A 12832-nucleotide genomic window follows, 5' to 3' on the forward strand; every position below is an offset into this window, starting at 1 on the left:
AGCAGGCTTCCTCGGTGCAAGGGAGCAAGATGGTTACTCAAGTAGCCCCCTCGCTCCCTGTGGGGTCTCACCGTCTTCGCTGTTCCCGCAGGACACGGGATGCTACGGAAGCGATACATCGCACGAAGAAAATCGGGTTTTATTTTCGAGGAGTCTCCGTATATTTCCTCCACTAGCATAACATTCCTAAAAAGAGAGATCGTTTTAATTAATTCATTTCAAGTATTAAACCAAACATGGCTAGATAACACAAATCTAGCGTAGGCAGAATACGGAGACTTCTGTGGGAACAGCACGCGTCCGAAGACCCCGGAAGAAGCGTTCTTTGCTGATGAGGAGGCTGAGGCCGTGCCCACGAAAAGGGGAGTATTCTGCCGAAGCGAGTGATCGCACCCATTATAGGTTAATAGAGAATTACTTACTGCAGATTCTATAGATAATATGACATAAGCAACAAACAATACTTCCCAAAAAAGAGCGAATAAAAAAGAACCTTAACCAACTTCTATCAGTAATCGGTTAAAGTCCTTTTTCCATAAAATTAGTTAATCACCCCAAACCTCATGCTTGGCTAGATTTCAAATGCTGTAAAATTTCTTTTGAAACGAGTAAAGGATTGTCCAGCATAGAATAATGACTACACTCAGGTAACACTTTGAAAGTAGAGTTTGGTACTGTTTCTTGTAATCGCAGCCCCCAGTATGCTGGAAGATAACGATCATATTCCCCATACAGAAAAGTTGCAGGCATATTTAGCTTAGCTAAATCAGGTACAATATCCTCTGTTTGGTGATGATTCAATGCCAGTGACGCTTCTTTTAGTTCATTAGGTCCGTTTGGATGACTAAATGGTAGCGTAAATGCTTGTATTAATTCAGGTGTAAATAATTCTTGATGATATAACCCTTCCCTTATCATTCTTTCGATAAAAAATATAGACGGTTCGAATTCAGATGCTGTAGGATAACGTAGGGCGACTACTTTTGGTAATGGCCAGTTACTAAACGTAACCCCATCAATAACCATAAAACTAGTAATTCGAGTTGGAAAATTAACAGCCAGAAGCTGTGCTACTCCTCCACCTAAATCATGTCCGGCTACATGTACTTCCCCTACATTTAACGCATCTAAAAGTGAGATCACATGCTCCGCTTGCTTTGGAAGTGTCAGCTCCTCATGTGACGCTCTGTCGGAATGACCAAAGCCTAGCATATCCGGCGCGATAACGGTATAGTGTTGTGCTAGTTGTGGAATCACGTGTATCCATAAAAAAGAATTAGTTGGTATCCCATGTAATAACACAATAGTTTCTTCACCAGAACCTGCTGTTCGATAAGATAATTTATAATTTCCTACTTGAACTTCCTTTTGTAAAATTTCCAATATCTTCACTCCTTCTAGGTTATAACAGTCTAATTTTCCCCCAATCCTTGCTTCTTATCCCACTTGGGTCAATATTGTACCGTTCCGTAGCAAATGAAAAAAAGATGGTGTGCATCATGCACACCACCCTAACAAATAGGTGAAACCAGTTTAGTTTTCTAAACTGTACTCCCCAAATGTATTTTTTAAAATTTTATACGATTGCTTTAAACGCTCATGATACACCGGTTCCTGCCAGGTATCCCACCCGTACTCAAACCATTCATCCTCACCAGAAGGAAGCTTCTGAATCACACCATTCTCTTTATTCGTCATGACGACCTTAGCCGACAAATGATCAATTGTTTCACTACTAGCTAGACCTTCTTCAGACCAAATATTACCCATGATCTGTTTTTGACTTGGATCTTTTACATTAATTAATAACCATGGTAAACGAAGTTCAAGTACCCCATCCTTCATGTAGAAATCTGCTAGTGAATTAAATTCCTCTGACTCTGGATTGCCATTTCCATAGTGTAGCTCACCTGTTTCATAAGCTGAAAATGGAATAGTTTGCGTACCTTCCGCTTTATTAATTTCTAATGCTTTATTCAAGGTTAATCGAATTGGATGATAAACCCCATTGTTTTTTTCATCTGCATAATCCTTCGTTTGGATCATACTTAACTTTTCACCATAGTGATAATAGAACGTATCATAATAACTATCCACTAAAACACTAGAATTCTTTTTTCCATTTAGGTTAACTAGAAAATCAATACCCTTTTCAGTTAGCCCCGATACCCCTGGAATAGTCGATTGACCTTGATTTTGAATCGTGTTTAATAAAATCGAAGTTTGCATATTGTCTGGGTTCCACTTAGATTCGTCATAATCAATTCGAACATACAGTGCTTTCTCATCACTAGCCAGAAAGACTTTCTCTATCGGACTATCTTCTGCTGTAACTTGATTCAAGGGTACCTTATCATTTGCCTCCCAATCGGCAGTATCTCCATCAACTCTGAATGTTTTTCCTTTCTTACCTGGATCAAAGCTTAGCAAACCAAAATGCTGCTCATTCGTTTGAATGTTGTCCCAAAATGGTCTGCGGTCAGGGTTATCATAGTCCATAGTATTCCAAGTCCGTTTAAACCACTCATCCTGCCAGGAGAAAACAAGGCCACCTGCAAGGTCTTCTTCCACAATATCTTCAAAAAGCTGACTTAATTGTTGTCCCTGCTCTTGTTCCGAATGATTCCCCTGATCAAATCCATAGACGTTCTCATGTGTTAGTCCTCTTGACGCTGGAATGCCAAACTCCGCCACAAGTAATGGCATATCATGATTCTGCTTCATATCGTGAATATAACCTGCATAGTTGTTCTTTTCCCCACGATGGTCAACATATTCCACATATTCTTCTTCATAGTTTAGAAAATCCGGGTAGTAAGGGTAAATGTGATAGGAGGCAAATTGTCCAGGATAAAATGACTCCTTTGCCTTAATTACGTTTGGATTCACACTTACCATATCCTCGTCTTCATCCGGTTCTGCCGGATGTGTGAGTAAGTCTGTTGTCACCCAGTTTGTAAAGCTCATCAGTCTCTGCCACTCATATGTTTTTGCTTCATAAGTAGCGGTATAATCCATCATTTCAGCAAGCCATGATTCAAATGGCGAGCCATTTTCAGTCATAAAATATTTGCCATCAAATCCTGTTATACCCTTATTTTTCTCATTCGTACCAACAACAGCACCTGGATCCCACTCGATGCCAAGCATCCAACCAAGCACATACGGCGAAATGTCATGCACATACGCTCCACTCGCATGCCCCGCCCTTTCTTCAATATCAGCATTTCCATGGATAATATCAACAGTCTTTTTGATCTCCGCTTGGAAATCTTCCATCACCTCAGGATCATAGGCATTTTGTTTATCTACAAACACCTCTTCCTTTACCCAAACACCATGGAATAGATAAATTGGGGTTTCATTGTTCAGATTATATTCATACAGGGCTTGGTAAAATGCTGGTGGATGTATCGTATAAACACGGATCGCGTTTGCATTCATATTCCCTATTTGTTCAAACCATCTTGCATACTCTGCCCTAGTGATGCTCGTCTCACCTGGAAATGAACCTGGCTTCGCGATCCCCATATTAACACCTTTAATCAGGAGATCTTCCCATTCCCCATTTTCATAAACCTGGATATATTGTTCCCCAGTCTTCCCGGTGTATTGAATATCGTCTTCTGTTTTCACTTCTATATCAACATGCTTCTTATTATCTATAGGCTTTTCCATGTTAGTTAAAATTTCCTTCATAATTGGTACATAGGCTTCCCAGAAAAAAGTATCCGTTCTCCCTTCTTTTTCAAAAGCAAACAACTTGTGTACCCAAGGAATACCTGATATCTGATGGACACCAGGTACCTTTTCCTGATCGGCGAAATCTCCTGCGAAATAGTAGCTTCGATAGGATGAATTTTCATGGTGAACCATTGCTGGAAAAGTTAGTGGGATCCCATTTTCAGCTACTATCTTCTCTCCCTCTTCAGATAGGTTCAGTTTAAAGGAAGCTTGTATTTCTTCTGGGTTGTAGGCATCTACAACATCAAACCAATAGTTGTAAGCAATTTCTCTTTTAACATCATACTGTTCTAAGGCTACATCTGTAACATGAAAGGTAACTGGTTTGGATGGAAGGTTTTCCCCTGGAAGAACGATTACTTCATCTGCCTCATTTACGAAAACTAATCCACTGCCTTTCAGATCAAAGTCCTTCTGGTACTGTTCTTCATAATTTTGTTTGAGCCAGCCAGGAACCTCGTTACTCTGTAGGTCAACAAAGTAACGGCCCATCCACCCTGTCCACTGTACATTTAATAAATCATAAAACCCTTCTCTAACATCCTGCTTGGTTGGTGAGCCAAATGTATTAAATTCTGCTATAAGTGTTTGATTGTTTTCGATTAGTGAAGCACGTAATTTGTTCACCTCGTCCGCTGTCATCCCACCATATAACAATTCGGACCGGTTTCCCGCTACGCTCTTTTCAACATACTCGTCCTGATAGACACCATATCCATCTGCCATATAGAGAACATCGTAGCTAGATAAATCTTCTGGAAGCTCTCTAATTGAGAATTCAGGAGGATTGCTTGATGGAACAAATCCAACATAATCCTCTTTCAAGTCATAGGCTGATCCATCCGTTTGCTTTAGTTTTAAATGGTTTAACAACCATACTAATCCTTTATGTTCTCGGTATGTTTGATCTGGAACGGTTTTATCGAAAATTAATACATTTAATTCTTCCTTTCCTTTTAATTGCCAAGACCATACTGGTGAGGTAAATAGGAATATAAGAAGAAAAATACCGATAATAAATCCACGCTTTTTAATCATTTGATACACCTTTTCTAACCATTTCTCCCCAACCCTTTTTACCAAAAATCATTTCGATCATACCCTCCACGCGCCAAAGTACAGTCATAGGTCGAAACCAAAGTGTTTCTGTCAGAGAAATGAAAAATAATAAGACAAAATGACGTACTTTTTTATACCTTTCCATACTCCACTCCTCTAATAAAACAGCAGCCATCGAGTAAATAGAGCCATATATTAAGGACAGGAGGAAAAAGATAATCGCATATTCCATATAGATGCTATCCGCTATTATCGAAACGATAAGCAGTATATAACCAATCAATTCAATCAGAGGTCCAAGAAATTCAATAAAGAAGAAGTACGGCATCGAGATTAAGCCAATTGATCCGTATTTAGGATTAAACATAAGCTTTCTATGTTTCCATAAACTATCAAATAAGCCACGATGCCATCTTTTTCGTTGTCGCCTTAAAAACTTAATGGATTCTGGTGCCTCTGTCCAACAGACCGGATCTGGTACATAGACAATCCTTTTGTTGAGCTTCTTTTCCTTTATTAGTCGATGAAGCCTGACGACAAGCTCCATGTCTTCTCCTACAGTATGAGCGTAGCCTCCCGCTTCAATTACCCATTTTTTCGAAAACACGCCAAATGCTCCAGAAACAATTAGCAATAGGTTGTTATGACTTAGTCCAACACGTCCTGTTAAAAAAGCACGTAAATATTCAATAACCTGCATGATAACTAATGGTTTCTTGGATAATCCTGTATCGATAATTTCCCCATTTTCAATGACACAACCGTTTGCTATCCGCACACTTCCACCTGAAGCAATCACTTCATCATCCGACTCAATAATTGGTTTCAAAACCTTCAAAAATGCATTCCGCTCAATAATAGAATCGCCATCAAGTGAACAGAAGTAGGAATACCTTGAGCAATTAATCCCGGCATTAAGCGCATCCGCTTTACCACCATTCTCTTTATCAATTACGAGTAAATTAGGATAAATGGAAGATTGGTATACGCCTTTTACCTGTTTCGTGTCTAGTTGTTTGCGAATGACCCGACTTATTTTCTTACAGTTAAATTTAGATAGTAATTTCTCAAGGGTGTCATCCTTTGAACCATCATTAATAATAATTACTTCATACTCTGGGTACTCAATGCTTAAAAGGGAACGAACACTACTATATATACCAACCGATTCGTTGTAAGCTGGTACGAGAATGGATACTGGTTTTGTATATTCAGAGGTTAGTAATTCCTCGTAAGGCTCATAATCATCGAGTTGGTAGCTTTTTCGAATTTGAAAAAGGGAAAGAATTAACATACCGCCGTAAACGACAATAATGACAAGCATATAGACTAAAATGAACCAACTACCGACTACTAGCACATTGGACCAGTTAATCATTCGTTCTCCCCTTCTCAAGCCACTCCGTTGCCATGTCCTTAGCAAACAGATCCTCGGATTCTTCTGTAATTTTTTTTAATACCTCAGCACCGTCTTTGTAATTGAAAATTGCTTTTGCAGCTTCATTCCGAACAGCATATTCCTGATCAGAGAGTAAAGGGACTAACCTTACTTTGAACAGCTCTAAACGGTGAACACCGACTAATTTAGTAGTCATCATCCGCAGCTGCCAATAATTTGAGTCAAACAGCTTGTCTATTAGGCTTGTATCTATCGGAACGCCTATATTGATGATTGCCTTAAGCGACCTAATTGTTAATTCCATTTCCTGACCTTTGGCATTGATAAGGTTATGCAGAAAAGAATGATGCCTGATAAACTGCTTTCTGCCAATCACCTCAACAACAATTAATTTCAACCGATCCGACAGCTCATCGAAAACATCTATTAGCTTATCGAACTCTTCTTCATCCATCTTAGATAAGATATCTATTAGTGCAAAATCTGATAAATCCTCCGCTTTGTTTATAATATAGTCAACAACCTTTTCATCATGAAATAAGGCAAATAACTTCAATAACTGCGATCTTTCTACGACAGTTACCTTTTTATTCTGATAAAGAGTATGTAGTTGACTGCTTAAATGATCCATCTCAAATTCCTCGATTACATACAAAGCGTTCATTCTCAGACTCCATCGCTTCTTCGTTAATTCTTTTACAATAAAATCAGTTAAATACACCTCTGCAAATTGTTTCATTCTGGCTTTAACATCTTCACTAGCAAGCACATTAGAATACTCCTGCATTAATTCCGTCCATGCTACAAATCGTTCGTCCCCATTACCAAATTCAAAGGATGTTCCCGTGCCGTTTTGTAAGAAATGAAACATGTCTAAACGGTACTCATCCTTGTACAAATCAATCTGTTTTCTTGATTGATTCTTGGCAATCTTATTTGTCAAAAGGTACAAAAATAAGCATAGTAAAGTAAATAACATCACTACTAAAACAACCAGAAGCGATAAAAGACTAATTTCAACCATTATGATTTCATCCTCTTAATCAGGTGACCAATTCTAGTTTCTAACTCTAACAACTTGAAAGGCTTAGTAAGATAATCATCAGCACCAAGCGTTAAAGCGAGAGCAATATCCTGATCACTCTTTCTAGAAGTTAGCATGATGACAGTAAAGTTGTGTTGGTTGTCTGATTCTCTAATTTTTTGAAGGACCTCAATTCCATCCATTCTCGGCATCATGCCGTCTAAGACAATGAGGTAACGCTCATTCGTCTTTGTACGCCATTCTGATTCGTAAAAGTCCATTCCATTAGTAAACGATTGGATATCAACCGTTAACCCTTCTGTCACTTTACTTTTACTAATCAACTCCTCAAGCATTGTTCGTATGATGGGATCATCATCAACAATGCCGACATGGAGGACTTTTTGTGGTCGAGATATATGTTTATGCGGAACAACTATCACCTGGTTTCTTCCACTGTTTTTCGCCTCCATAAGCGCACCCTCGGCCATGCCAATGTTTGTTAATAAGCTCAATTCATCAGCCTCAACCTCTTTTATTCCTGCTGAAAAAGTACAATTGAATTCTTCAAGCTCTTCTACATCTGTAAAAGAAATATCAGCAAATTTTTTCAGCAATCTCTCCAACACTACTTTTGCTTCGTCCGCATTTGTCTCTGGAAGAAGGACAATAAACTCTTCCCCACCATAGCGAATAATCGTATCATTTGGTCTGAGTTTGTTTTTCATATGTTCAGCAAACGTCACCAAAACCTTGTCCCCAATTACATGGCCATAAGCATCATTAATTTTTCTGAAATGATCCAGATCAATTATCGCAATGGATAGTCTCTCTTGATCACGATTAAAATTACTGACTAATTGATCATAGATATGCGGCAAATGATTGGCATTATATACTCTCGTTAATTCATCTATCCGTATTAACTCTTCAATCACTTTTTTTCTTTCTAACTGCCTCGCAATCCTTACAGTGAGCTCATCTATTTCCAACGGCTTTTGAATAAAATCGTCTGCACCAAATTGATAGCTTTTCAACCGTGTTTCCTTTGATCCATCCATGCTAATCATAATCGTAGGTGTTACCTGTTTTTTCATCCTATCCTTCAGTTGTAGTAACACATCTAAACCATTAGTACCTTTCATATTAATATCTATGATCACACACTGTGGATTTAAATCATAATACGATTGAATGGCACGCTTAGGTTCTGCAACGGCAATTACAATCCACCCATATTTCTCAAGCTCTTCTTTTAGGAACATTAGCAAACTCACATCATCATCTATTAATAAAATGAGGTCATTATCCTTGGTGAATTTCTTTTTCCCAACTTCTAGTTGATCTTCTATATCGACGTTAACCTCTTGTTGGTAAAAGACGGTAATTAAGGGGAATAGAAACTCTTTCACTTCCTCTTGCGATCGCTGTTTATTATTTTCTTTATCTAATTGTTCCATTAACGTTTTCGCGATCTCGCCAGCTTGATTAAACCCAATCGTTAAGGCAGTACCTGCAATCGAATGTAAAAAACGATATAAATCTTCGTGTTCGATCTTATCTTGTTTATTCAACCATTCGTCTAATTTTTTTCTTACATTCTTCACTAACGTCTGGACATATTTGTTCATTGGCTTCTCCTATTTTTTTAACTTTATATATATTTTACTATCGAAACTACCGTTTGTATGTAGTTACCGATTCAATTTTCGCCAAAAAACGACATTTGTCTCAAGAAAAGAACTTTTAAGATTAATTATCACTTTACCACCAAATACAAATAATTAAACCGCAATTAAGACACAGAGCTAAGTTCTATTGTTCCCCATATTAATTTTCTCCAATCCCCGTTTAGCCAAGTTAAATAGGATCGCAAAAACTCGAATCCCATTAAATAGGATTCGAGTTCAATTGAAAAATTATTTTCGTAATAGTTGTTACTATTACGGCGTGGATTTTAACAGGTGAAGTGAGTCGTGTGCCTATTATACATCCAATTGTTCTTTTAACACATAGTCTGTATCTTTCGTTTCTTCCTCCGCTTGCTCCTGGTTCTTCACTCTTTGCTCCAAGCTAGGAATAATTTTATTAATAATGAGGAACCCAATAAGCCCTGTAACTAATAAAAGCATACTCATCACTTCTTTAGAAAGATAAGCCCCTAATGTAACAGAAAGGGAAGCGAGAATCATCGAGCCCTGATAGGTGAATGCATTTACCGCCATGTAACTACTTCTTTTATCATCTGGTGGAAGTGCAGCCATGTAGCTCTGAGAAACTGGAACTCTCATTAACTCTCCTAAAGTTGCGATAACCATTGCGATAACTAGAATCCAAATAGAATCAAAGTAGCTTATTGAAGTGTAACCAATCGTAAATAGCACAATAGAAATTAAATAAACATTCTTATCTTTATACTTTTGGATCAACCTTGTTATCAATGCGGCGAATAGTACAACAAGAACCGTATTCTCTGTTCTCAAAATCCCTGACATTTGCAGTCCATTGATTGACCAATGAAAAATGTCCTGAGCTGGCATTTGTTCATGAAGCCTTACAGCAATATAGTTAGACAATTGAAATTCTAATGACTGGATGAATAGCCCTGCAATAACAAACAAGATAAATACCTTATCTGTAGCTACTGTTTTATAACTTTTGAAAATATCTGTAAACACTTGAAGTTTACTAGTACTTTTGAGTTCTTTAGACGTTTGCTTTGGAACATAACTTTCCTCTATAAAGAAAACTAATACGAAAACCATGATAATTGACATGATCGTCATCCCAATAAATAAATGAAACAAGAAGTCCTCAAATAGGAAAGCTCCAACAGCTCCACCTAATGCAATGGATAGGTTAGCAGACCAATACATAATCGCATACATCAGCTTTCTTTCAGCTGGTTTACTAACATCGATAAGCATCGCATCTGTGGCAGGCCCTTCGATTCCCCAACAAATACTTCCGACTACAAACATCACAAATGTTAAAATCGGGGATTCAAACCATGGAGAGTTGGCCAGCGTCATAACGATTAGTGACACAGCTCGTAACACTTCCGCTATGACCATCAACTTCTTCCGACCCATAATGTCTGATAAATAACCACCGTAAAATCCGACTAAAGAACCGATCACGATATTCACAATCAATAGAATACCCGTTAACTTTGCTCCGAAGTGTACGGCAAAATAAATTGCCATAAACGGAAAGATCATACTTCCAATAATTTCACTAAAAAATCCAAATATTATTCTTAATTTTATGTTTGGATGAAAATCTCTAAATCTCACTTTCTCTTCCCCCACTCTTTTTATCTAGGGCAAAAACAATTGTTATATCTACCTTACTAGCTAATATAACCTTCACAAATGTTACCCGTCCGATATGTCTCAATGAATATAATCATATAGCTTTATAGTCTAAATTGCTTCAGGCAGTGGGTTGAATAGATCTCAGACCTGAGATGGAGATTTAAAGCCGCCATTCTAAATAAATGAAGATATTCATGAAGTGTGATAATCTTGAAATATCTTACAAAGGGAGTGAGGATAATGGGAGAAACAGTTAAAAAAATAATATTAAACGATGGGATAGAGATACCAGCTTTCGGATTGGGTACATACAAAATGAAGGGTGAAGAAGGCGTTAATGCAATTCAAGCTGCTATTGATACTAATGGGTACAGACTTATTGATTCAGCCTACAATTACGAAAACGAAGGAACTGTTGGTGAAGCTATAAGACGTAGCTCTGTTCCAAGGGAAGAATTATTTATTACCTCAAAATTACCTGGACGCTATCAAACCGTCGACAAAGCAATTCCTACTGTGCAAGAATCCTTATATCGTGCCAATCTAGATTATTATGACTTATATTTAATCCATTGGCCTAACCCGATACAAGACAACTATGTTGAAGCATGGCAAGCGTTAATTGATGCTAAAAAACAAGGACTAATTCGTTCTATCGGAGTATGTAACTTTTTACCAGAACACCTTGAACGATTAGAAAAAGAGACTGGCGTTAAACCAACTATAAATCAAATCGAGCTTCACCCATATTTTAACCAAGCAACCCAAAGAAAGTGGCATGAAGAGAATAATATACAGACCCAATCTTGGACTCCGATTGGTCGGGGAACAGATATGTTGCAACACACTACGATCCAACAAATTGCTGATAAACATAATAAAACAACAGCACAAATAGTTTTAAGGTGGCATTATCAACTTGGCACCATCGCAATCCCGAAATCTTCCACTCCAACAAGACAGCATGAAAACATATCTATTTTTGACTTTACTTTAGAGCAGACCGACATGGACCAGATAAATAAGTTAACGCGTCCAGATGGTAGAGTTAATAATCAAGATCCTGCTGTATATGAGGAATTTTAAGAATAAGATCATGGGATAAATTGAACTCTGGAAAGAATAATTTATCCCTTTTTTCTAACTTACTTTATAAAAATATTATTCAGCTTAAAATATTTTAAATTTAGTTTCTAGACATGAACGAGGATGGATTTAATGCTTCACTTTCTATAACAATAGCGGTTAAACCATTATCAGTTTTTGTTTCATGCCATTCCCCTTTGTTCCAAAATACAGCATCACCGGATTGTACTTTTACATAGTTTTCCTGTTGACCTCGAACATAACCTTCTCCATTCATAATCAACAGTAGTTGCGGAATTACTGCTTGATGGTATCCAATTATTCCTCGCTCTTCTAAGTACATACATCCAATATGTGCTGACTTGTTCGTCTGCATAATACGAGCCATTGTAAAGTTAGAATTGAATTTTGAAACCGGTACTCCACTATCTTTATCAAATCTATAAATCTCCATAAAAGCCCCCCTAGATAATCTAGTAATTTATTATTCGTCGTATATCGCCATTATCCTCTTTCATCTAAAAAAAGATGTCCTCTCCCAAAAGCTGAAAGAAGACATCTTTTTCAAATTACTATTAATTTTTAAACAAAACACTTAAAAATTGTTTCACATCTTCTTTGTCACTAACTTTACCAAACACACACAATACTTTATCCTGTAAACTACTAAATTGCTCTAAATTAGGAATGTCTGACGTACTTATCCCATAAATGATGTTTGATTTCCCATAAAAGAGTGATTGCTTCTTTATTTCTAACTCATCCAACGATAGAAATTGGTCTAATGGCGCAAATGCTTCTTGTGCCAACAGTTCTTTAAACACGTTTTCATCTAACATTAACAAATCAATATCACCAGAAGCTGCTCTTACTAGTAATTTCTGTGACTCCTCAAAAGAAATATTCGCAAAAGAACCTTCCGCATTAATCATATCCACGATAATATTAAAATCATTAAAATTGTTATTTAAGTTATCCGCTAAAGTAAATTCATCGATCGTTGACGGTTCTTCATTGATGACAGTAATTTGAAAACTTTCTTCATTACCCATAATAGAAGTAACCAACGATACAATCATTACGATTCCAACAATTGTTCCAATAATAGGAAATTTATAATATTCCCATATATGTTCTACTTTTTGTTTAAAAGTCATATTTTGAAGTTGTTCTCTTAGCTTTGGCACACTGTTCACCTCGTGT

The 12832-nt window shown here is 37.3% G+C and carries 9 protein-coding genes; 1 reads left to right on the forward strand and 8 read right to left on the reverse strand.

Going from position 1 to position 12832, the window contains the following annotated elements; genetic code table 11:
- Nucleotides 1-561: 561 nt before the first annotated feature.
- The 6 genes from H7K77_RS17165 to H7K77_RS17190 all read right to left on the reverse strand — a co-directional run bounded on the left by H7K77_RS17165 (nucleotide 562) and on the right by H7K77_RS17190 (nucleotide 10522).
- Nucleotides 562-1383 (reverse strand): alpha/beta fold hydrolase, encoded by an 822-nt coding sequence (locus tag H7K77_RS17165; protein ID WP_186579609.1) that lies wholly within the window; start codon nucleotides 1381-1383, stop codon nucleotides 562-564.
- Nucleotides 1384-1533: 150 nt separating this feature from the next.
- On the reverse strand, nucleotides 1534-4782 hold the full coding sequence (locus H7K77_RS17170; RefSeq protein WP_186579611.1) for a hypothetical protein: 3249 nt from the start codon (nucleotides 4780-4782) through the stop codon (nucleotides 1534-1536).
- Nucleotides 4775-6181: a glycosyltransferase family 2 protein gene (locus H7K77_RS17175; RefSeq protein ID WP_186579613.1), complete on the reverse strand. Its 1407-nt coding sequence runs from the start codon at nucleotides 6179-6181 to the stop codon at nucleotides 4775-4777. Before H7K77_RS17175 ends, H7K77_RS17170 begins: the two co-directional genes overlap by 8 nt.
- Nucleotides 6174-7226: a hypothetical protein gene (locus tag H7K77_RS17180; RefSeq protein ID WP_186579615.1), complete on the reverse strand. Its 1053-nt coding sequence runs from the start codon at nucleotides 7224-7226 to the stop codon at nucleotides 6174-6176. The genes H7K77_RS17175 and H7K77_RS17180 overlap by 8 nt, the downstream gene beginning before the upstream one ends.
- Nucleotides 7226-8857: a response regulator gene (locus H7K77_RS17185; RefSeq protein ID WP_186579617.1), complete on the reverse strand. Its 1632-nt coding sequence runs from the start codon at nucleotides 8855-8857 to the stop codon at nucleotides 7226-7228. The genes H7K77_RS17180 and H7K77_RS17185 overlap by 1 nt, the downstream gene beginning before the upstream one ends.
- A 354-nt stretch (nucleotides 8858-9211) precedes the next feature.
- The gene (locus tag H7K77_RS17190) at nucleotides 9212-10522 is read right to left on the reverse strand and encodes an MDR family MFS transporter (RefSeq protein WP_186579619.1); all 1311 of its coding nucleotides are present in this window, start codon (nucleotides 10520-10522) and stop codon (nucleotides 9212-9214) included.
- 261 nt (nucleotides 10523-10783) lie between these two features.
- Between H7K77_RS17190 and H7K77_RS17195 the strand changes: the two genes are divergently transcribed.
- Nucleotides 10784-11629 carry an aldo/keto reductase gene (locus tag H7K77_RS17195; protein WP_186579621.1) on the forward strand — a complete coding sequence of 282 codons (846 nt, stop codon included), beginning with the start codon at nucleotides 10784-10786 and terminating at the stop codon, nucleotides 11627-11629.
- A gap of 100 nt (nucleotides 11630-11729) precedes the next feature.
- On the opposite strand, the gene H7K77_RS17200 is transcribed toward H7K77_RS17195, so the two are convergent.
- A complete protein-coding gene (locus tag H7K77_RS17200; protein WP_186579623.1) occupies nucleotides 11730-12083 on the reverse strand; it encodes a cupin in 354 nt (117 codons plus the stop codon).
- A 121-nt stretch (nucleotides 12084-12204) separates the two neighbouring features.
- Nucleotides 12205-12816: a hypothetical protein gene (locus H7K77_RS17205; protein ID WP_186579625.1), complete on the reverse strand. Its 612-nt coding sequence runs from the start codon at nucleotides 12814-12816 to the stop codon at nucleotides 12205-12207.
- Nucleotides 12817-12832: the final 16 nt, after the last annotated feature.

It is taken from the genome of Aquibacillus kalidii, from assembly GCF_014280935.1.
GTDB classification, from domain to species: Bacteria; Bacillota; Bacilli; order Bacillales; family Amphibacillaceae; genus Aquibacillus_D; species Aquibacillus_D kalidii.

Coding starts and splice junctions, on each gene's coding strand:
- H7K77_RS17180 (WP_186579615.1), bottom strand. CDS start 7,226: ATGGTTGAAATTAGTCTTTTATCGCTTCTGGTTGTTTTAGTAGTGATG.
- H7K77_RS17200 (WP_186579623.1), bottom strand. CDS start 12,083: ATGGAGATTTATAGATTTGATAAAGATAGTGGAGTACCGGTTTCAAAA.
- H7K77_RS17195 (WP_186579621.1), top strand. CDS start 10,784: ATGGGAGAAACAGTTAAAAAAATAATATTAAACGATGGGATAGAGATA.
- H7K77_RS17170 (WP_186579611.1), bottom strand. CDS start 4,782: ATGATTAAAAAGCGTGGATTTATTATCGGTATTTTTCTTCTTATATTC.
- H7K77_RS17185 (WP_186579617.1), bottom strand. CDS start 8,857: ATGAACAAATATGTCCAGACGTTAGTGAAGAATGTAAGAAAAAAATTA.
- H7K77_RS17175 (WP_186579613.1), bottom strand. CDS start 6,181: ATGATTAACTGGTCCAATGTGCTAGTAGTCGGTAGTTGGTTCATTTTA.